At 56.1% G+C, this 20,366-nt stretch carries 20 protein-coding genes; 7 read left to right on the forward strand and 13 right to left on the reverse strand.

The genetic code is table 11. From position 1 onward, the window contains the following. Window positions 1-27: 27 nt before the first annotated feature. Window positions 28-402: a DUF2452 domain-containing protein gene (locus BOW52_RS08660; RefSeq protein WP_236725682.1), complete on the reverse strand. Its 375-nt coding sequence runs from the start codon at window positions 400-402 to the stop codon at window positions 28-30. Then, on the reverse strand, window positions 395-916 hold the full coding sequence (locus tag BOW52_RS08665; RefSeq protein WP_078483688.1) for a hypothetical protein: 522 nt from the start codon (window positions 914-916) through the stop codon (window positions 395-397). Before BOW52_RS08665 ends, BOW52_RS08660 begins: the two co-directional genes overlap by 8 nt. Window positions 917-1,035: 119 nt before the next feature. On the opposite strand from BOW52_RS08665, the gene BOW52_RS08670 reads away from it, so the two are divergent. Then, window positions 1,036-1,251 carry a YgaP family membrane protein gene (locus tag BOW52_RS08670; protein WP_078483689.1) on the forward strand — a complete coding sequence of 72 codons (216 nt, stop codon included), beginning with the start codon at window positions 1,036-1,038 and terminating at the stop codon, window positions 1,249-1,251. A gap of 68 nt (window positions 1,252-1,319) precedes the next feature. Beyond that, window positions 1,320-1,715, forward strand: coding sequence for a VOC family protein (locus BOW52_RS08675; RefSeq protein WP_078483690.1), 396 nt, complete (start codon window positions 1,320-1,322; stop codon window positions 1,713-1,715). A gap of 87 nt (window positions 1,716-1,802) precedes the next feature. On the opposite strand, the gene BOW52_RS08680 is transcribed toward BOW52_RS08675, so the two are convergent. Together BOW52_RS08680 and BOW52_RS08685 are read right to left on the reverse strand one after the other, a co-directional pair. Continuing rightward, on the reverse strand, window positions 1,803-3,206 hold the full coding sequence (locus BOW52_RS08680) for a tetratricopeptide repeat protein (protein WP_078483691.1): 1,404 nt from the start codon (window positions 3,204-3,206) through the stop codon (window positions 1,803-1,805). A gap of 83 nt (window positions 3,207-3,289) precedes the next feature. After that, a complete protein-coding gene (locus BOW52_RS08685) occupies window positions 3,290-7,219 on the reverse strand; it encodes an inverse autotransporter beta domain-containing protein (RefSeq protein WP_172840272.1) in 3,930 nt (1,309 codons plus the stop codon). A 269-nt stretch (window positions 7,220-7,488) separates the two neighbouring features. Between BOW52_RS08685 and BOW52_RS17745 the strand changes: the two genes are divergently transcribed. Then, the gene (locus BOW52_RS17745; RefSeq protein WP_174672578.1) at window positions 7,489-7,806 is read left to right on the forward strand and encodes a LysE family transporter; all 318 of its coding nucleotides are present in this window, start codon (window positions 7,489-7,491) and stop codon (window positions 7,804-7,806) included. Continuing rightward, window positions 7,803-8,012 (forward strand): LysE family translocator, encoded by a 210-nt coding sequence (locus BOW52_RS17750; RefSeq protein WP_269087645.1) that lies wholly within the window; start codon window positions 7,803-7,805, stop codon window positions 8,010-8,012. Before BOW52_RS17745 ends, BOW52_RS17750 begins: the two co-directional genes overlap by 4 nt. A 222-nt stretch (window positions 8,013-8,234) precedes the next feature. Here BOW52_RS17750 and BOW52_RS08695 read toward each other — a convergent pair whose 3' ends face one another. After that, the gene (locus tag BOW52_RS08695) at window positions 8,235-9,338 is read right to left on the reverse strand and encodes a class I SAM-dependent RNA methyltransferase (protein ID WP_172840273.1); all 1,104 of its coding nucleotides are present in this window, start codon (window positions 9,336-9,338) and stop codon (window positions 8,235-8,237) included. A 108-nt stretch (window positions 9,339-9,446) separates the two neighbouring features. Here BOW52_RS08695 and BOW52_RS08700 point away from each other — a divergent pair, with 108 nt between their 5' ends. The 3 genes from BOW52_RS08700 (at window position 9,447) to BOW52_RS08710 (ending at window position 12,542) form a co-directional block, all read left to right on the forward strand. Beyond that, window positions 9,447-10,331: a DNA/RNA non-specific endonuclease gene (locus BOW52_RS08700; RefSeq protein WP_078483694.1), complete on the forward strand. Its 885-nt coding sequence runs from the start codon at window positions 9,447-9,449 to the stop codon at window positions 10,329-10,331. Between the two features lie 89 nt (window positions 10,332-10,420). Then, window positions 10,421-11,878, forward strand: a complete 1,458-nt coding sequence (gene pyk, locus BOW52_RS08705) for a pyruvate kinase (RefSeq protein WP_078483695.1) — start codon at window positions 10,421-10,423, stop codon at window positions 11,876-11,878. 40 nt (window positions 11,879-11,918) lie between these two features. Beyond that, window positions 11,919-12,542, forward strand: coding sequence for a DsbA family protein (locus BOW52_RS08710; RefSeq protein WP_078483696.1), 624 nt, complete (start codon window positions 11,919-11,921; stop codon window positions 12,540-12,542). A gap of 7 nt (window positions 12,543-12,549) precedes the next feature. Here BOW52_RS08710 and BOW52_RS08715 read toward each other — a convergent pair whose 3' ends face one another. From BOW52_RS08715 to BOW52_RS17890, 8 genes are all read right to left on the reverse strand, one after another. Next, a complete protein-coding gene (locus BOW52_RS08715; protein WP_078483697.1) occupies window positions 12,550-12,771 on the reverse strand; it encodes a hypothetical protein in 222 nt (73 codons plus the stop codon). Window positions 12,772-12,824: 53 nt separating this feature from the next. Beyond that, window positions 12,825-13,781 carry a sensor domain-containing diguanylate cyclase gene (locus tag BOW52_RS08720; RefSeq protein ID WP_078483698.1) on the reverse strand — a complete coding sequence of 319 codons (957 nt, stop codon included), beginning with the start codon at window positions 13,779-13,781 and terminating at the stop codon, window positions 12,825-12,827. Between the two features lie 2 nt (window positions 13,782-13,783). Beyond that, a complete protein-coding gene (locus BOW52_RS08725) occupies window positions 13,784-14,773 on the reverse strand; it encodes a response regulator (protein WP_078483699.1) in 990 nt (329 codons plus the stop codon). Between the two features lie 64 nt (window positions 14,774-14,837). After that, the gene (locus tag BOW52_RS08730) at window positions 14,838-15,191 is read right to left on the reverse strand and encodes a hypothetical protein (protein WP_135622195.1); all 354 of its coding nucleotides are present in this window, start codon (window positions 15,189-15,191) and stop codon (window positions 14,838-14,840) included. Continuing rightward, window positions 15,152-15,694: a response regulator gene (locus BOW52_RS08735; protein ID WP_078483701.1), complete on the reverse strand. Its 543-nt coding sequence runs from the start codon at window positions 15,692-15,694 to the stop codon at window positions 15,152-15,154. The genes BOW52_RS08730 and BOW52_RS08735 overlap by 40 nt, the downstream gene beginning before the upstream one ends. A 137-nt stretch (window positions 15,695-15,831) precedes the next feature. Continuing rightward, a complete protein-coding gene (locus BOW52_RS08740) occupies window positions 15,832-17,988 on the reverse strand; it encodes a tRNA(Met) cytidine acetyltransferase TmcA (RefSeq protein WP_078483702.1) in 2,157 nt (718 codons plus the stop codon). 65 nt (window positions 17,989-18,053) lie between these two features. After that, window positions 18,054-18,821, reverse strand: coding sequence for a tRNA pseudouridine(65) synthase TruC (gene truC / locus BOW52_RS08745; protein WP_078483703.1), 768 nt, complete (start codon window positions 18,819-18,821; stop codon window positions 18,054-18,056). 10 nt (window positions 18,822-18,831) lie between these two features. Next, on the reverse strand, window positions 18,832-20,322 hold the full coding sequence (locus BOW52_RS17890) for a methyl-accepting chemotaxis protein (RefSeq protein WP_135622197.1): 1,491 nt from the start codon (window positions 20,320-20,322) through the stop codon (window positions 18,832-18,834). Between the last annotated feature and the right edge of the window lie 44 nt (window positions 20,323-20,366).

Below are 20,366 nucleotides of genomic sequence, written 5' to 3' on the forward strand. Positions count from 1 at the left end.
GGGGCGCCGTAGGCATAAACGGTCGCGTTAAGTATTTGCCGCTTGCTTGGGCTTGGATGCCCAAAACAAGCTTCCGCAAAAATAGCGACTCCCCGGCTGGTAGAGGTGGTAGCGCTTGCCGGGTTGGCGACTAAAATTGCAGCGTGCACGGTGCAGTAGCTGATCACGTTGCGCACGCTCCAGCACCCGGCGCGCCTGCTGCTGCAGCGTCTGCATCTGATCGGCAATCACCTTCAGCTTCGCATGGGTCACATTGCCGAGCTGTTTGTCCGCCTCGGCGATCTCACGGGCCATATCGACCAGCTCGGTAGCGGGCGCCATGCGACTCACCGGATAGGGTGCCGTACGATCAGATCCGCTGTGCGCCTCACCGGCAAACCTTTTCAACTTCCCCTTATCCAACGGCCGACTCCTCGAGATTTGCCTCAGGATAGCGCGCAACCAACCCATCCGGCAGCTCACCACCTGATGCCTGGTTGATCGCGTTCGATTCAAGATAGAAGTTGATCATCACCATGATCAGTACCGGCATGATGGCGATGCGGATAAAGACCGTCTGCAGAATCTGCTGCATATGGGGATCACTGCTACCGAGCGAGAGCAGTGTGCCGACACCAAACAGCCCCAGGGCCACCCCGTAGGCGATCAGCAACATTCGGTAACGACCTAGCGCCAATCGCCAATGCAGACGCAGAAACCAGGGTTCACCACTCCGTTCCAGAGCACGGCTACGCAACCAGGTATAGAGCATCACTGAGAGAGAGAGGCTTAGTGGCAGCAACAAGCCCCACACACCGACATCGAGCGCAATCGAGGCCGGGGTCATCAATAGATGAAACAGCGCCAGATTAAGCATAAAAAGCTCATGCGGCAGGCGTGCCCGCTTACACAGTGCGGTATCAACATCGAGCTTCATTGGGGACTCTCCAGAGCACTCATCAGATTTGAGGCCACTTTGCGCAGACGGACAACCTCAACTAACCTACATAAGCGTTAAATGATATACCAAACAGGCCACTCAAGGAGATCGGAGAGATGAATCTACTCGCAAACAATGTCGGCAAGGTCGATCGTACGGTTCGTGTCGTTCTAGGCGTCCTGTTGATCGCCAACGTCTTTATCGCTATTCAGCACCCGGTCGGCTGGCTCGGCGTAATTATGGTCATCACAGGAGCCTTTGGCATCTGCCCGATCTACTCACTGCTCGGCGTCAACACCAAATCGGCAGCAGAGAAGATCGGCTTGAAGTAGACTATGCCCCTCATCAAATCAACTGCTGTGCCTCTCTGCAGCGGTTGATACACCCAAGGAGCTATAGCGTGTCCATCAAGTCGATCTCAACCGCCTTTACCACCAAAAACCTCGATCAGTGTCGCGACTTCTACACCAAATATTTCGATGCCACGATCACCTTCGACAGCGGGCAGTACCTCAATCTTGAGTTTGGTGACAGACAGAATTCGCTGCAGTTCATGAAGCCGATGCTGCCGCAACAACCCTTCTCTTCGGGCGGCGGCCTGATGTACAACATTGAGGTCGAGGATGTCGACGCCGAACACCAGCGCCTGAGTCAGGCGGGTCTGGAAGCCGTGATGGCAATCGAGGACCACCCCTGGGGAGATCGCGGCTTTGCGGTACGCGACCCTAACGGAATCCTGCTCTATATCAACTCACCCCGCGAACCGAGCGAGGAGTTCAAGCAGCACTACAAGTAGCCACTAGTAGAAACATGTAGTGTAAAAGAGGTTCAGGCTCCCGAGCCTGGTGCATCTAGCCGCACACTCTAGCGCTGCTCCACCTCGCTATCCCCCGCTATTCACAACCACAGGAGGAGGGTTTGATTCGACCCACTGCTCAAATGCCACATCGAGATTACGTGCCGCCTCCTTCCAGGAGTTCTTACGCGTCTGCCTGAAGAAGCGCATTGATGGATACCAGGGGCTATCTTCTCGATCTCTCATCCATCGCCAGTCAGGGGCATAGATGAGTAGCGTCCATACCGGTACACCCAGTGCGCCCGCCTGATGGGCCGCAGCGGTATCGATGGTAATAAACAGATCCATCTCCTTTAGCAACAGACTGGAATCGTAAAAATCGCTGATCTCAGGGCTGAGATCGTTGACCAGCCAGCTCATTCCTTGCTTGTGCGGATCGGCTGAATTCTTGCCCAGCTGAAAACTGTAGAAGGAGACACCGGGGTGTCTCAGCAAAGGTGTCATGTGCTCAAACGGGATAGAACGATTGGGGTCGGGTTTTCCGGTCCAGAGCAACCCCACCTTGAGCCAGGTGCCGCGTCTCATCGGCAGCTCAGGTTTCCTGTCCCGCTCATCGACCTGCAGGTAGGGCACCTCATCCTGCATCACATCATCGAGTGAGAGATTTAAAATGGCGGGCACACTGGTGACCAAAACGTAGTAATCGAACGGTGGTGGCTCGACATCTTTATCGACAATCTCCACCTCGGTGGTCATATGTGCCAGTTGGTGCGCCAGCTCAGGCGGCGATTGCACAATCACCTCGGCACCCAACGCCTTTAGCCGGGGAATAAAGCGTACAAAGTTGATCACATCGCCAAAACGCTGCTCGTAGGTGAGCACAATACGCTTACCTTCCAGTGACTCCCCCTTCCACTCCGGACCATCAAGGCGGTGTACAAAGGTTCCGGGCAGACGCCAACGGGTCTCATAATCTTTCCACGCCGCCTGATAGTCGCCCATGGTCAATCGATCAAGTGAGCGCACCCACTCCGCCACGACTTGGTACTCCTTCTCCTTATCGCTCTTAGCCGTTCCAGCAACCACATGGTCAAAGTGGCCGAGCGACTCCTCATTACGGTTCATACCGCGCAGCATCATGCCCGCCTGGTGGTGCGCCTCGAGGTGACCGGGCTGCAGCTCCACGACCTTTTCGAACGCCTCCACCGCCTCTTCGGCTCTGCCGCTCGAGGAGAGTAGTCGCGCAAGATTCAGCCAGATCTGCGGATGTTTGGGCAGAATAATCGAGGCGCGCTGCATTGAGACGATCGCCGCATCACGATAGCCCATATTCTCGAAACAGGCCCCGAGCAGGGCGTAGGCGTGCCAGTTGCTCGGCTGGGCAAAGGAGACGGTAATAAACTTCTGCACCGCCTCCTGATAGGCCTCCTTATCGAAGAGCGCCTTGGCCTCATTGAAGAGATCCGTTACGTTCACACGGGTTTTAGACATGTCTGTGGTTTCTTCCCTAGATAAAAAAAGGCCCCCGGCAAAGCCGGAGGCACTCTTTGGTCGATCAACGAATAGCGCTTCGGCTACGGTACATTTGTGACAATCGTACCGTCAGGCAGGGTCACCGTCTGCTCGGTATCACTACTCTCGTCGAGCACCACATCGTCGTAGTTATCTTCGATGTTCGTGTCGGTCAGATCGACTGTCTGGGTCGAGGTAGAACCATCATAGGTGATATTCGAGAAGTAGGCGCCGCCCGGTGCACCATTGAAGAGGATGTCTCCCTCAACCAGGTTGATGGTCTGCTCGGCAGTCGCATCACTACCATTACCGTAACTCTGAGCAACCAGACCACCACCCGCGTTATCGGTGATCAGCGTATTTTCAAGTGTAACCGTCTGAACACCATAGGTTCCGACATCACTGTAGGTGTTGTAGTTATAGGAATCCACACGATTATAGATGTAGACACCCTCTTCGGCATTGTGGCGGCTAATCAGACCATCGGCACTCACATTCTGCAGCGCTACACCGCCACCTTCAGCGAAGTTGTAGATGTAGAGTCCTTCATCGTGAGCGCCCGCCAATTCGACATTGGTCAGGGTGACGGTCTGGTCTGCAGTGCTACCGTATGCGGTATCGGGATTCGTTGAAGCATTTACAATATAGATCCCCTGATCACCTGCGCCGGTGACAGTGATATTGGTCAAATCGATATCCATCGTTGCCATGGAGCCTGATCCATATGCAGAATCCTCGGTGTCATTGTAGATATAGATCCCTTCGTACTCAGAACCGTGTGAGACGAAGCCCTCAATGGTGCTATCGCTCATGTTCGCCGTTCCACCATAGGAGGCAGTATTGCGGATGATGAGTGCCTCTTCATCGGTGGTCGCCTCGACATTACTGATATCGAAACTCATCGAACCGTAAGCATTATCACCCTCAGCACGGTTGTAGATGTAGACACTCTCCTCCTCGGTAACAATATCGAGATTATCGAAGGTGGAGTTCATCGTTGCCGTGGCATCACCCCCAGCACCATAGGCGTTATCACGCGCCCAGTTATAGAGGTAGAGGCCGTCATTATCCTCACTACGCATGTAGAGATCGGAGCCATTATTGGTCTGGTTAGCGACTGCATTTCCGTATGCGTTCTCGTTCACACCCGCGTAGTTGTAGATGTAGACGATACCAGGGTTGCCCTCATTGTAGATATCAAGATCGGTGAAGGTGTTGTTCTGCGTGGCAAAGGCGTTGCCGCTGCCGTAGTCGGCACGGGCTGCATTGGTCGCCATGATACCGGCATCGCTCGTATCGGTATTATTCAGGTAGCCATCGGTGACGATATTGGTCTGGGTGGCCGTTGATGTTCCACTGCCGTAATCACCGGTCCAGGCGTAGTTGTAGAAATCGAGGACATCATCCTCGGTGATCAGATAGATATCTTCCAACGTATTGGTCGAGGTTGCAGTCGCACTGTTATCCCCATGTGCATAGGAGTAGTTGTAGAAGATTGCACCCTCATCATTCTCGACATAGTGCTCTTCAAGACCGGTGGCATCGATTGACTGGGTGGCCAGCGTATCGGCATCGTAGCTGTGGGCGTAGTTGTAACCGCGAACGATGTCGTAGTCAGACGTGTAACCACGGAGCTGATCAATGGTAACTAGCTGGGTAGCAGTGGCGTCAACCGCATGGTTAGAGAGTGTTACCACTTCATCGTAGACATAGACAAACTCGACATCGGCCATATCGACCATCTGTAAAGCGAGCGCATCTTCACCGTAGGCGTAATTGTAGACATATGCCAAATCTTCCTGGGCGATACCGAGATAGAAGTTATTGAATTCGATGGTCTGGGTCGCAGTCGGCGTACCGCCATCGGCACTGTTCTCATCCCTGGCAATGTTATAGATATAGAAGGCGCCCGAGCTCTGCATCTCATGGAAGTTTGAATCGACCACAGAGAGATCGGAGGTGGCGTTCGCGACACTGCCATCCGCGCCGTTGGTATAGGCGTAGTTGTAGGCGTAGAACGCCGCGCCACTACCATCGGTCATGTTCAGCTCAAGATCGTTGATATCGATAGTCTGATTTGCAGTCGCCTTCGAGGCGTTGGTGTTGTCATAACCGAAGGCGTAGTTGTAGAAACGTCCGGTATCATCATCAACGGCCAGGAAGTCGTTATCGGCGATGGTGAACTCCTGATCAGCAAACGCACCATAGTCGCCCTCGGCATAGGCGTAGTTGTAGGCGTAGATACCGTCACCCTCGGTGGTCAGGATATTACCCGTCAGGGTGAAGTTCTGAATCGCGCTACCACCCTCATTGCTATCGTATGCATTGGCCATGTTATAGGCGTAGATCGCCGGATCACTCGAGGCATCACTAACGAAGCTGTTGTCGGAAATCAGGAGGTTCTGCGTCACGCTACCGGCATCATCTGCGTAGTTATGAACGGTGATCGCCTGGTCGAAGTCCATGAAGCGGTTATTTGAGATAGTAAGGTTCTGTGTGCTCTCGCTGGCGTCGTTACTCAGCACCGTAACCGGGTACATAACCTCGAAGAACTGGTTGTTATCGATCACACCTCTGGTAGTACCACCAGAGAGACGCGCCGTGCCAATACCGGCGCCGTAGTAACCCTCGCTACCCTCGACATTCAGATCGAGGAAGCGGTTGTCGTGGATGTTGAACGTACCGACATCCTCAGCATAGAGTGCGGTGGTACCGCCATATTCGAAATCGCTATTGAATTCGATACCGGCAACCTCGTTGCCATCGGCCAGAGTTACCAGCGTCAGGTCATCACCGTATGCTGTGGTGATCTCAGGGTAATCACCCTCGCCGCCGATACCGTAGAGATCAAAACCTTCACCGATCAGCTGCTGATTATCACGCAGAGTCCAACCTGTTCCGGTGTCGTAGGCGCCACCATCCTCATCGCTGTCACCCTCGTGCACGTAGATCATTGCGCCATCTTCGGTGCCGCACTCTGCCGCCTTACAGTTGGCGATGGTCTTGTAGGGGTACTCGTAGCTGCCATCTTCGGTCGACTCTTCCGAGGAGCTGTCGATGTGGATAACCCCTGCTCCAGGGGAGACGTCAACCGTACTATTCAGATCAGTTCTGAGGTGATCCGGAACGCCAGCAGTGGTCTTAACATCGATATCACGATGGACCAGCTGCATCATGCGCTCGGAGAGGGTGCGCTTGCCGCCACCAGACGCCCTGCCAAAGGAGTAACGGATCTCACCACGGATCTCGGAACCGAACAGGTCATCATCCTGCGCAGCGAGACCGATCGAGAGGTTTTTACGCAGAAAGGAGGTAAGGCGAAGCGACACACCATCGACATCACCCGCCGCGTCTCCCTCGAAGTGGTAACCACCGATGTGGATCCAGTTCTCATCCAGACCGATACCATGCAGTGCAAAGGAGCGTCCCGCTTCAATATCGAGCCCCTCGAGTGCCTCTTCAAAGATACCGTTGGCGTAGAGCTTGTTACCGGAGAAGGAGCCGTTGGTGCCACCGACACCAACCAGGTATCGATCTGAGAGTGGGTAGTAGTAGTTACCGCGCAGCTCCCAGTCATCCATCAGCATCTCCGCACCGGCGGTCAGCTGATTGTGGTCACGATCGGTGCTGCTCTTGCGATGATCGAATGCACCGAAGAGACCGAAGATGGAGCTACGATTGCTGTTAAACCAGCGATGGCCGAAGGCAAGGTTGTACTCGGAGGCGGTATTGTCATCGAGCCAGAAGCGGCCATCGACAAAGCTCATCGAATCATTGTTTTTTCTAAACGGCACCATCGCCGCGATACCACCACGATGGCGAGGATCACCCGGGCTCAGAAAGACCTCAACATTGGCCTGAAAATCCTCGGCACGCGCGATGTTGGTCATGCTATTGGTAACAATGGCCGTAGCAACTGCGGTTGCAATGACAGACTTTCTGGGAAGCACTTTAACGACTACTGGCGATGATGACCGGCTCTTCTTGCTCATGGATGACATCCTGTGTTTTTAAACCCATGCGGGAAATTGGTTTCACGGTAGATTTTTTTATCAAAAACGCGCGGATATACTCCAGCAAATACGTGATTGCCATCACACTTTTCAAGACGTCAGCAGATGTCAGGCATAACAATAAATATCAGCCTAATATCGGACCCGTCACCCCCCCTGATGGCATCACCCGTTACTAAAATAGTGAAGCATGCTCACGGCCAACACCATTACTGGTCTTTTTTACGGCCGCCCCACTACTCAGCATCGTGCCCGGTGCTGATAACATCTTTGTACTGACCCAGTCGGCTTTCTACGGTGCTCGTGCCGACGTTGTCGTCACACTGGTTCACTGCAGCGGGCTGCTGCTGCACACTGCAGCCGTCACCCTCGCAGTAGCGGTGCCGCTCAAGACCAATCCGTTCGCCTTTACCCTGCTGCAACTCGGTGGTGCACTCTATCTGCTCTATCTGCTCTATCTGCTCTATCTCGCCTGGCGAGCGATCCACGCCTCTATTCGACATATTGGCGCAGAGCACCCATCTTCCTGCCATTTCCCACGCTCTACCGACGCGGCATCATCATGAACATTACCAATCCGAAGGTCTCGATCCTCTTCCTCGCACTGCTGCCGCAGTTTATCGATCCGAAGGCGGGTAGTGCCGAGCTGCAGATGTTGCTGCTGGGCGCGATCTTTATCGTCGCCGCCCTGCTGGCATTCGGCTCAGTAGTACAGATAACGGGAAAATTGAGGCACGGCTTCAACAGTCCCTCCGTGCACAGAAGGTGCTGAACGGGATCGCAGCCGTTGTCTATCTACTGATGGCGTTACGGCTCGGCTCGGCTCGGCTCGGCTCGGCTCGGCTCGGCTCGGCTCGGCTCGGCTCGGCACGACTCTGAGCTGATCGTTTCAACCTGCAAAGCAGTTTCAGCTCAGCTCGAGATGGGCCAGTACCGCGCTCTCATCGAGACGCTGGAACGGCTTCAACGCAAAGCGGCCAGAGGCGGAAACGGCTTAACGCTCTAGCAGCACCAGCGTCTCAACGTGGTAGGTCTGGGGGAAGAAGTCGTAGGGGGTGATTGCGACCACCCGGTAGCCCGCCTCGAACAGTCGGTCGAGATCGCGGCGCAGGGTACCGGCGCTGCAGGAGAGGTAGGCGATACGTGTCGGCATCAGCTCATCGGCCACCCAACGACACACAGCCTCCTCCATGCCGGTTCGTGGTGGGTTGGTATAGAGCAGGCACGTACGCTCCGGCGCTACCCGCCCCAGCCACTGGCGCAGCTGCGGCAAGCGCGTCTCGCAGGTTCCGCGCAGCAGCTCGGCCCCTGACGCGTTCTCCCTGGCACACGCCAGTGCATCGCCACCCAGCTCAACACCGATCGTCTCGGCACCGGCCTCGCACCAACGGCGCAGGGTTGCGCCATTGCCGCAGTAGAGGTCGACCACCGAGCTCCCGGCATCCGGTGCTAGAAACTGCTGCGCCTGATCCTGCGCGGCAATGTAGAGCGCCGGTATCAGCTGCTGAAAGGCGGTCGGACCGTAGCGCAGCCCCTGCGGGTCATACGAGTGTTCGCTACCCCATAGCAGCCGCCAGCCGTGTTTGGAAAAAAGCCGCCGTCCTGCCGAGGGGAAGGCGTGCAGCCATAACCCCTCAATACCCGTCTCCGCCAACCGAACCTTGGCCTCCTCGGTGAGCCACTTTGTTGCCGGCGGCTCAGCCATCTTCACGATCAAGGTCGCCTGTCCGCCCGACTGCGCGTAGTAGGCGAGTGGAAAGCTGCGCCCGCCCGACGGCAGGATCTCGCGCAGCAGCGCGAGCATGCGCGCTACTCGTTCAGAGTGGATTGGGCACTCCTGCAGCGGCAGCAGCTCATCACGCACCACCATGCCAAAACGCCACCCCTGCACCTCACTCCACTCGGCAGCCAGCACTACCCGGTCACGGTAGTGCCAACGCGCCTCACCCTCGACGGCTCGCAGGGATTGGAAGGTCTCAGCCCACGGATTCAGTCTCGACTGCAGCCACTCCGTCTTCTGCTCCTCACTCTGCTCAGCACTCATCAGACGATGGGCACAACCACGACACTGCGCGACGCACCCTGCTCTCAAACTCATCTCTTCACTTCGACTCATGGGCGGCCATTCTACCGGGGCAAGCTGTTCGACATTCACAGAACCGATCCGGTCGTTATAATTGCCGCTCCAAAACGACTAATAAAAAGCATGAATCCGTTACGAAACCTGCATCTACTGCCTCGCCTCTGGCCAATGTTGCGTCGCCACCCGCAGCTGGCGCTACTCGCTGTCCTGCTGCTACTCGGCTGGTACGCCGCCGAGCTTTACTACCTGCGCCCTCAGCTGAGTTATCTCGGTACCCCACAGGCAACTACACTCCATCCCGCCACCTGGAGCCGCACCCTGCGTAATGACGGTTTTCTGCTCGGCTATTCAGACCTGCGCAGCAACCCGCTCTGGGTCAGCTACAAACTCACCCCCGTGGCTAAAGATGCCAAACGTCTCAAGCGCCCGCAGCGCTTCAAGCGCGACTGGCGCACCCTGACAATGGTTGGGCACGACGACTATCGCGGCAGCGGCTTTGATCGCGGCCACCTCGCCCCCAACTACGCCATCTCCCGTCTCTATGGGCGTGGCGCACAGCTCGATACCTTTTTAATGAGTAACATCACTCCGCAACGGCCGAAGCTAAACCAGAAGCTGTGGCAACGCCTTGAGGAGATCGAGGTCGATGTATTTGCTCGACGCTTCGGTAGCCTCTGGGTCACCACAGGACCGATCTTCGACGGCAAGATTGAGCGTATGAAGAGCGCGATGCGAGTCGAGATTCCCGACGCCTTTTACAAGCTCTACGCCGCTCCGCCTAAAAAGACGGGTGATGCACCTCAACTGCTCGCCTTCATCATCCCGCAAGGCGTTAAAGGCACAGAAGCCCTCGATCGCTTTGTCGTCTCTGTCGATGAGGTTGAACAACGCACCGGACTCGACTTCTTCCATATTCTCGACGACCAGCAGGAGCAGCAGCTTGAGGCAAAACAAGGGGGCAGTTCTTGGCGATTGAAGGAGGTCGCCAATCGCCCCGGACGTTACTGATTTATTAAATCACTGTTTCTATCCCTTGTTACTCAAGGGCAAGCACGTACACTTCCGTTCCAAACATAATCGGTTGCAAGGAGCACCTGATGGCCACAGCCAAACCACTCAGCCGCACCCGCCTCTGGCGACGAACTCGCATCATCGCCACACTCGGCCCCGCCACCTCAAAGCGCGCCACCATTGAACAGCTGATGCGCGCCGGTGTTAACGTCATTCGCCTCAACCTCTCCCACGGCAGCCACGATGAGCATCGCAAGAGCTTCGCACGGGTGCGTGCGGTGGCAAAAAAGCTCGATCTGCATGTCGCCATCCTGATGGATCTGTGTGGACCAAAGATTCGTGTCGGCCACTTTAAGAACGGAGCGATCACACTCAAGCAGAAACAGATCATCACCGTCACCACTCGAGAGTGTATCGGCGAGGGCAGCCTGATCCCCTCACGTTACGCACGGCTTCATCGCGATGTGAAATCAGGCGCCCGCATCCTGCTCGACGATGGCAATCTGGAACTGAAAGTACTCTCCGTAGAGGGGCGTGATGTGAAGTGTCGTGTCGTGACTGGCGGCCTGCTCAAGGACAACAAGGGGATGAACCTGCCCGATAGCGATCTTTCGGTACCGGCACTGACCAAGAAAGACCGTGAAGATGCCAAGCTCGCTGCCGAGCTCGGTGCCGACTACCTCGCACTCAGTTTTGTACGTAGCGCTGGCGATATCCGTTCATTGAAAAAACACCTCAAGCGACTCGGTAATGAGATACCGGTCGTGGCCAAGATCGAGCGCCCCGAGGCGGTCGAGCAGATCGATAAGATCATCGAGGCGACCGATGCCATCATGGTCGCCCGTGGCGATCTCGGTATTGAGTTGCCAGCGAGCAAGGTGCCATTGATTCAGGACCGCTTGATCGAGATTGCCCGCAATAAACAGAAGCCGGTCATTGTCGCCACCCAAATGCTCGAATCGATGATCACCAATCCTCGTCCAACCCGTGCCGAGGTAGGCGATGTGGCCCACGCCGCACGTAGCCGTGCCGATGCTGTAATGCTCTCGGGAGAGACGGCGGTTGGTGCCTACCCGTTGAAAGCGGTACAGACGATGGATGAGATCCTGCGTGAGATCGAGCAGAGCCAGCGTTGCCAGGACCACCATAACGATCAGCCGATCAAACACGACCACCATGACGATTCGCCGATGCGTGCCGCTGTCTCACACGCCGTCACCTCACTCTCGCGTGATCTCGACCTGCAGGCAATCATCATCCCGACCCACTCCGGCACCACTGCGCGCGTACTCTCCGCCGACCGTCCCACCTCGGCCTGTCTCGGTGTGAGCAGCAACGAACGCGTGGTGCGCCGTCTGGCACTCCACTGGGGTATCGTACCGGTACAGATTGATGAGGATGAGGCGCACGACTGGCACAAACTGAGTCGTACGATAGCTGCACGCTTCAAGATTCAGAAACGCGGTAGCGTAGTGCTACTGGTCTCCGGCTTCAGTGATGATCCACAACTCAACGAACCGGCAATGAAGCTGATCACACTCTGAACTACACTGCTCTCTAAGAATAATCAAAACAGGTGCAGCCATGAGTAACACGCTCTACTACTTCCACGACCCGATGTGCAGCTGGTGTTACGCCTTTCAGCCAACACTCAAACAGATCAGTGAACAGCTCCCCGAAGGGGTGGGGATAATCAAGCTACTCGGCGGACTCGCCGTCGACTCTGACGAGCCGATGCCCGGCGATATGCAGCAGAATATCCAGGATGGTTGGCAACGCATCGTGCAACGGGTGCCAGGCACCCAGTTCAACTTCGACTTCTGGAACCACTGCAAACCACGTCGCTCCACCTACCCCGCCTGCCGAGCGGTCATCGCTGCACGGCTGCAGGGGTCGGGTAACGATGAGTTGATGACCCAGGCGATTCAACGTGCCTACTACCAGCAAGCACGTAATCCCTCCGATAACAGCACCCTGATCGAACTGGCAGTGGAGATTGGCCTCAACGAGAAACAGTTCCACGACGCACTGCTCTCAGACGAGGTCGATGAGCTACTCAAGAATGAGATTGAGACCACAGAGGAGATGCACATCGACAGCTTTCCATCGATGGTGCTGAAGGTGGACGAGAGCTTCTGGCCGGTGGCCGTCGAGTATACCGACCCACAGAAGGTGCTCGAGTCGATCACCTTCCTGCTAGAGAATTAAACCGGTCTTATAACAGTGCGGGACAGAGCTGTTTGCCCTGCTTATTGCGATAGAGACACTCCTTCTCCACCTCATCGCAGGTCATCGCCATGATGCGATTGGAACCACCAAGGCTGGTGCACTCGGCTGCCTTATACTCGAGCTCCGTATCGCTCAGGCCCGACATCGAGGTACCACTGCCACAGGCTGACAATAGTAATAGCGTTGTAACCAGTGTTAATAGACGCATTTTTAAGCTCCTTCATTATTATGTTTTTCGAGCTGGTCAGATCGATTCAGTCACTACTCACCAAATAGCGTTACCTGATTTCGTCCACCCTCTTTCGACTTGTAGAGCGCCTGATCGGCACGCTCCAGCCACGCCAGGTGCTGCGTGATATCACCGCTGTACTCGGCAACACCGAGACTGATAGTGTATTGAATCTCCTCGTTACCGTACTCAACGCTATTTTTTTCGATCGCCTTGCGCAGCCGCTCTGCAAAGTAACGTCCGCCGTCACGATCGGTATCGGCCAGGATTACCGCAAACTCCTCACCACCGTAACGCCCAGCAATGTCGGAGCTACGCTTTACCTTGCGTAGCGCATCGCAGGTTGCTCGAATCACCTCATCACCCGCCTGATGTCCATAACCGTCGTTGACGCGTTTGAAGTGATCGATATCGAACATCACCAGCACCGACTGCTTATCGCCACGCTGCATGCGTTTGAACTCCTCGTGGAGGTGCTCCTCCCAGGCGCTGCGATTGTAGAGCTGGGTCAGTCCATCGGTACGACCGATACGGTCGAGCTCATCATTGACCAGTTTTAGCTGCTGCTCATCGACCGCCATCTCGGTCACGTCGTAGATGATCACGCAGACGTGATCGACCTGACCGTTGATTGAGACCATCGGAATGATGGTCATATCCTGATACATCGTATCGGAGAGGCCGGTGATCGGATGGTAGCTATTGAATTTGAACAGGTAGGGTCGCTGCCGCCAGTTGGAGAAGGCGCGGTTATTGAGGGTAAAGACAGACTCCGCCTTGTTACGCAGCCACTGTTCGGGCAGATCGGGAAAGCGCTCAAACAGCTGGCTCTCCATCGCATCGGCCGGGCTGACACCACTGTGGTTCTCCATGAAACCGTTCCAGAGGGTGATGCGGTAGTCACGATCGAGCACCACCAGGCCGACATCGACGTTCTGTAACACGCCGAGCAACAGGTGCAGCTCTCTGATTTCGTCCATATTGCCCATAGCTATCCCAGTGCCATCTCGGCGCGACTGGCCAGCTCAGGCACCGATCCTTCGGTGATCAGGACCAGCTGATCGGCCTGCACTCGACTCTCGCCGATGGTGTAGCTGAGCTCGATGGCGAGAATCGGGCGCGGGCCACCGCCGCTGTTACCCTGGCCGAAGTTGAGTTGTTTGTTGTGCAGCTGAATCATCGGGTGGCCCTGACTGAAATGGATATCGAGCAGATCGGCCAGCCCCTTCAGGTAGGCGCCGACCAGGACGTTGGAGACATCCATCAGCAGCTCCACCTCATCGCTCTCCCCCAGATCGCCGGTGTAGTGCATCACCTGGGCGATCTCGATCATGTCGGCGTCGTGGAAGACCAGCATCGTCTCACCGGCAATTCCGGAACCGATAAAACCCTGACCGACGACGGAGAAACCCTCACCACCGGTCGCCAGCTCCAGTGCGGTGATCACCTCGCTGAAATCGATCTGGCTCACCTTGGGAATAGAGAGCTCAACGTTTTCGCCGATCATGGTCGCGAGCAGGTCGGCGGCCCGTCCCATCGCAACGTTGGATATCTCCTGACACCAGTCGAGAAAGGTCGTCCCCTCCTCTCGCACACCATCGCCGGTACTCTCCTGTTTGAGCAGGCCGTAACGATCTAGAAGCGGCAGTAACTCCTCTTCCCTGACCGGCTTTTTGATAAAAGCAGCAGCACCGAGCTCATCAACACGACGCTGACTCTCGGGCTGGATATCACCCGAGACAACGATGGCGATGACCTCGATTCCCTCATCCTTAATCGCTTCAAGCACGCCAAACCCATCGAGCTCGGGCATGGTCAGATCAAGAAATATCACATCGCCCTTGCCGGCACGTAGTGCCTCGATACCCTCGAGACCGTTACCCGCGTAGGTCACCTCAACATCCCAATCCTGCGGCAGCGCACGCGCAATCTGCTTGCGTGCAAAGCTCGAGTCGTCACAGATGATGATAGGTAGGGACATGGGTATTCTTATTCGGTTAGGGATGTCTGATGTGGGCCATTATAGGCCGATGTCGAAGGTCGTGTCAGGCGATGCTGTTCATAAAACGCTGCAGATGATCCATCTTCTCCGAGTCGTCCTGATCGACCAGACGGATATCGATATTCACAAACTCCGTCTCGCGGCTATCTTCACGCGCCTGCAGGGTATGGATAAAGCCGTTGAGTCGGGAGACATCACCGGCTGCTTCGATGTCGATAACCGCCAGATCAAGGATGCCGGGGATATGTTCACTGCGTTTGATCACACCCTGGATATGGTGCTGGCTGACCTCTTTGATCAGGCAACCGAGCGTCTCGCCACTGAAACGTAGCTGCACCACCACCTTACCCTTCGGCTTCACACTTCTTGGCCTGGCACTGGAGACGTTTTCCGCCACCGGCACGGCGCCCGAGAGCCCCCCACCTCACTGCGCCCACCGGTCAGGATCGCCACCGATCCGCTCTGGATCTTGTCGGGACGTGCGCCGCCGATCTCCTGTAGCTGTTTGGCAGAGAGCTTCATCGCCTTGCTCATCACATCGGTAGCGATATTGATCAGCTTCTCATTGGTGAAGGGTTTGACGATGTAGTTGCTCACCTTGAGCTTTATCGCCTCGACCACATTCTCTTTATCACCACGGCTGGTGATCATGATAAAGGGCAGATGGGCGTGCTCCGGGGTCTCACGAATCCACTGCAGCAGCTCGGCACCATTCATCTCCGGCATCTCCCAGTCGCAGAGGATCAGATCGTAATCGCTCTTGCCGATCATCGTCTGTGCCTGCTTGCCGTGCGCCGCCTCATCGAGTTGAAAGGCGGGATAGGTAGAGCGCATCCCCTTCTTGACGATGTCGCGCATAAACGCTGCATCGTCGACCACCAGAACCCGAACCTTTGTCACACCGCCTCCTGAGTGTTGCCGCAGCCGACCATCACTCTAGTGGTGGTTACGACCGTTATCTGTACATATTCCAATTGAACCCCAAACCTTACCATCTGTGATGATTTGGACAAAACAGTTCATCACGAAATTTTCTGTTACAGCAGACGTTTAACGGCACAACGAAGCGCATCCTCAGCCGCCGCTCGTCCAACAAAACCCATCGATTCAACCACCCTGGGCCAGCCCCCCTGTTCAATCACCTTGGCAACCAGCAATGCGCGCTCATTTTCACTCAGTGCAGGAGTATCGATTGCCACTAGCACCCTTTTACGGATCGCCGCCATGCAGAGCTCATACCCCCGGCTGCCACTTACAAACGATGCCAGATCCCTCTGATCCTGCTCATCAAGCGTCTCACTCGCTGTTTCACTTGATGCATGGCCCGCCAACAGGCGGCTCACCAGCTCAGGTTCCAGATCGTTCAATGGCTCTGTCAGCAGTAGCGGCAGCTGATCGATTAAACGTTGGTGAACCGCTTCGATCAGCGCTCGGCCCGCCGCAGTGATTGGGCTTGCCATCATCACAGCGTGGGCGCCACTACTCGCCTCTCGTTTAAGACCGATACGCAGTGGTCTCAGTGCGGCACGCTGCCAGAAGTCGAGCAGCTCACCACTCATTCCAAAGCTGGCACCAAGGTAGTCACAACCTGTCTGCTCGGCCGCTGCATATAATCTTTCGATCAGCGCCGTACCGATGCCTCGACCCTGCACGGCTGGATGAACCGCGATACGCATCACACGAGCACAACGCAGCTGCGGCGCCTCGACAAACCCGGCGTGCAGCGCCAGCGACTGTGGTATTAGATGGCCACGCACACGACGACGTCCCTCATAAACTGCCTGAGAGAGCTCGGCATCAAATCCACCCTCTGCCGCCACCAGCGCGGTGGCCACAACGTGGCCGCGATAACGCACCAGCTCCACACTCAGATTGGGCCCATCAAGCAGATTGCGCAGATCGGTCGGTGTGGTGCGGTAGTGAGCCAGCACCAGCAGACCAAACAGCTCAGCCAGCAGAGGCTCACCTGTCAGCAGTGCAGCGCGCTCTACTGTTTCAAAATGGCACTCATCCAGACTCAACGTAGCGAGCTGATCACCATCAACCGGCGATGCATCCAGCAGCAGCGCGCGGAAGACAAACCGCTCCAGTGGATCACCCGTCGACCAGCGAATCGGCGTCTGCATACGCAGCTGACGCCAGCCAGGCATCTCGGCATCGAGCACCTTCTGGAAACGAACTGCAAAGCCACGCCCCGTCCCCTCGTAGCCGTGGATGGTCGAGGCGAATACGGTACGTGAATAGTGGCGCACCATCTGCGTCAACAGTGGTGCCGGGATTGCCGCCGCCTCATCGACCAGTAGCAGATCAGCTTTCGGTTGTTCATGCAGCAGCCGATCGGGTGCAACGAATTCGATAACACCCTGCCGATACTCAAGCCGGCTACCCTGAGCTGAATCAACCCCCAGCAACTTTGCAGCATGCTCAAACAGGGCATCGACTGCAGCTCGCCGCGGTGCGGTAACGATAATGGAACGGCTCTTCTCTCTCAGCAGCTCTGCGGCTGCGATTCCGAGCGAGGCGCTTTTACCGCGCCCACGATCCGAGGTAATAACCAGCGGTCGGTGTCGGTGACCGGATCCCGTATGCAGTACCGCCTCAACGGCCTGTTGCTGATCGGCAGTGGCGTAGATCTCATCGTGGTAGGGCGGAGTCACTGCCACGACAGACTCGACGGCAAATGGATGCATCGGTCGATCCTGCTCAATCAGCGGCAGTCCGCTTTCGCGGACTAACGTTGTTAGTCGCTGCAACAGTCGGCCACTGACATCGGTCGCACGGTGTGGATAGACCGCAATGCGCTCCTTATCGGGATCTTCAAAGGCAGACCACTGTGCAAGCGACGGTATTAACAGCAGCAAAACTCCACCCGCTCGCACGCTACCACTGACGGCACCGAAGGCATCGGGATCGAAACCGCTGTAGGCATCAAATACCAGCAGATCAAGCTCACGCCCCAACTGTTTACGTGCCTTTGCCGCAGGCAGTGCGTCAACGCCCGCTGGCGGCTCACTACTGATCCAGAGCTGCCGTTTCTGATAAGGGGCCACATCAACTGCCGCCACCACGGCACGCCCCCACTCTCGCTCACCAGCGACCACCACCACGGCACGGTGGCGCAGCAGCTCAGCCTGTGCGACCAGGCGCTCGATCTGCGCGGCAATCTCGGCCAGTGAGTTGGGGGTTTGCGTCATGGCGCCATTTTGGCGGCTGGTGAGATAAATATCGAGCCGCTCATCTGGAAGGGTATGTGGTTCTGCTAAGCCGCGGAGTGCGGAGATTCGGCCCCTGAGTGCTCCACAATATCTCTCCAGCTCAAATGCGCCAGCACAGCACTGTAATCATCGCCAACGGTAGCACGCAGCGTGATTCGCTTACCATCGCTCGGGTGGGTAAAGGCAAGCTCAGAGGCTGCCAGCAACAGCCTGTGGCATTTGAAGTGGTCACGAAAGATTCGATTATGGCGCCCATCACCGTGGCTGGTATCGCCAACAATCGGATGAAAGATATGTTTCATATGGCGACGAATCTGGTGCTTGCGCCCCGTCTCAGGTTTTGCCTCGATCAGAGAGTAGCGGCTGGTTGGAAAACGTCCATCGGAGATCGGCAACTCCGCCGTTGCCAATCGTCGGTAGTGGGTCACTGCAGACTGCGCTTCTTTATCCTGACGCGCCTTACGATCGGTGGTCTTGTCGAGCTCCTCTTTGAGCGCATAGTCGATGGTGGCCTCAACCTCGGTATAACCACGCACCACTGCCAGGTAGCGCTTCTCGACCGTGTGTTGCTGGAACTGCGCCATCATCTCTCTGGCCGTCTCGCTATCGAGTGCAAACAGCAGTACTCCGGAGGTTGGTTTATCGAGACGGTGCAGTGGATAGACGCGTTGTCCGATCTGGTCACGCAGCAACTGGATGGCAAAGCGGGTCTCGTGCCGATCGATCGCACTGCGATGGACCAGCAATCCACTCGGCTTATTGATCGCGATCAGCCGTGGATCGCGGTAAAGGATTTCTAGCTCAGACTCCAAGCAGTGTCAGCTACGCCTGCTGACGCTCCAACACCATCTGATCGATCAGTTCCATCACCTCACTACTGGCGCGCTCTGCCGCTTCGATGTGTTGCAGCAGGCTTCGGTTGAGCTCCTCGTTGCCCTCCCAGTCGAGCAGCGACTCGGCCAGCGCTTCCTGTACATAGGCGTGCACACTGCGGTGCGGTGCCTCCAACGCCTTGAAGGCTCGCGTCTGTCCGAACAGTTGCTTACCCACACCCTCGTAGTACCACTTACCGAGGCGGCAACAGGTGTGATCAACCGAAACGGCCTGCGCCTCGGCAGAATCCTCACCCTTGCTCAGCGCCATGTAGCCGTTCTGTTTGTAGATGATGTGATCGATCTTGATCAGAGATGCAAAACCGAGATCCTTGGCATGACTGATGCGAGTGATGGTATCGCGCGAGGCATCGGCCAGCTCGGTGAAGCGTTGGTGGAACGCCTCCATGTTGGTCGAGACCTCGTCGGTCAGACCGCGGGTGGTATTGGCACCCTCCAGCATCTGTTCAACCCGATTACGGAACTTGGTCATGGTCTGATTAATCTCAACCGTGGCGTGTTTGGTTCGCTCAGAGAGCGCCTTGACCTCATCGGCTACCACAGCAAATCCGCGTCCACTCTCACCGGCTCTTGCCGCCTCAATCGCCGCGTTAAGCGCCAGCAGGTTGGTCTGATCGGCAATCTCGGAGATCAGCGAGAGCGACTCACCCACCTCAACGCTCTCGCCATTGAGTGCTTCAACCGACTCAGAGACGCTCTGCATGCTGCCCGCTATCGAGCTCAGTGCCCCACGGATCGAACCGACCGACTCACGACTCTCCTCGGTCATAGTGACATTGGCATCGGCTATCTGTTCAACCGTATTCATCTCATCGGTGACCGAGATCAGATCACTCTGATTGAGCTTTAGGTTTGATAGCAGATTGGTTGCGTTGATTCTGTGCAGATCAGAGGCGAGTTTGTTGCGTGAAATATAGGAAACATTCTCCGCCATCGCATCGATCGCAGTGTTGATACCGTCGAGTGAACGCGCCAGCTGACCGGGGATGCCATCGCTATACGCCTTGCGGTTATAGACCCCATCACCGACACGGGAAAAGCAGGTATTGACCTCTTTAAAGTAAGTCTCCATCAGATCGAGCATATCGTTCAGCTCCCAGGCGATGATGCCGATCTCACCCAGCCCCCCGGTATTAGTAATACGGTGGTGCAGCTCGCCCTTTGCGGTGGCACGAAGCACCGCTTCAATCTTCTGCAACCCCTTCAGAGGGCGTTTAGCCGCCCACCAGGCGTACCAGGTAAAAACGATTGCAATCCCGGGAAAGATCAGCTCTTCCAGATGCAGTCCGTGGTTAATAATCGAGGAGATCGCCAGCCCCATCACCAGCAGGGTAAAGACGATACAGGCGATCAGGAACTGTGTGTTGAGGAAGGGAACACCCTTACTGACGCCGTTCTCATAGTTTTTGTTTGTAGACATATCTGACTCCGTGCTCAAGATTAGGCTTGCAGGTTGAATACCAG

The sequence above is a fragment of the Solemya pervernicosa gill symbiont genome (genome assembly GCF_002020875.1).
Taxonomy (GTDB): domain Bacteria; phylum Pseudomonadota; class Gammaproteobacteria.

Bases quoted from the DNA above. Each gene is read 5' to 3' on its own strand.
- BOW52_RS08740 (WP_078483702.1), bottom strand. From the start codon at position 17,988: ATGACGCAAACCCCCAACTCACTGGCCGAGATTGCCGCGCAGATCGAG.
- BOW52_RS08715 (WP_078483697.1), bottom strand. From the start codon at position 12,771: ATGCGTCTATTAACACTGGTTACAACGCTATTACTATTGTCAGCCTGT.
- BOW52_RS08720 (WP_078483698.1), bottom strand. From the start codon at position 13,781: ATGGGCAATATGGACGAAATCAGAGAGCTGCACCTGTTGCTCGGCGTG.
- BOW52_RS17890 (WP_135622197.1), bottom strand. From the start codon at position 20,322: ATGTCTACAAACAAAAACTATGAGAACGGCGTCAGTAAGGGTGTTCCC.
- BOW52_RS08685 (WP_172840272.1), bottom strand. From the start codon at position 7,219: ATGAGCAAGAAGAGCCGGTCATCATCGCCAGTAGTCGTTAAAGTGCTT.
- BOW52_RS08665 (WP_078483688.1), bottom strand. From the start codon at position 916: ATGAAGCTCGATGTTGATACCGCACTGTGTAAGCGGGCACGCCTGCCG.
- BOW52_RS08725 (WP_078483699.1), bottom strand. From the start codon at position 14,773: ATGTCCCTACCTATCATCATCTGTGACGACTCGAGCTTTGCACGCAAG.
- BOW52_RS08695 (WP_172840273.1), bottom strand. From the start codon at position 9,338: ATGAGTTTGAGAGCAGGGTGCGTCGCGCAGTGTCGTGGTTGTGCCCAT.
- pyk (WP_078483695.1), top strand. From the start codon at position 10,421: ATGGCCACAGCCAAACCACTCAGCCGCACCCGCCTCTGGCGACGAACT.
- BOW52_RS17750 (WP_269087645.1), top strand. From the start codon at position 7,803: ATGAACATTACCAATCCGAAGGTCTCGATCCTCTTCCTCGCACTGCTG.
- BOW52_RS08710 (WP_078483696.1), top strand. From the start codon at position 11,919: ATGAGTAACACGCTCTACTACTTCCACGACCCGATGTGCAGCTGGTGT.
- BOW52_RS08680 (WP_078483691.1), bottom strand. From the start codon at position 3,206: ATGTCTAAAACCCGTGTGAACGTAACGGATCTCTTCAATGAGGCCAAG.
- BOW52_RS08700 (WP_078483694.1), top strand. From the start codon at position 9,447: ATGAATCCGTTACGAAACCTGCATCTACTGCCTCGCCTCTGGCCAATG.
- BOW52_RS08670 (WP_078483689.1), top strand. From the start codon at position 1,036: ATGAATCTACTCGCAAACAATGTCGGCAAGGTCGATCGTACGGTTCGT.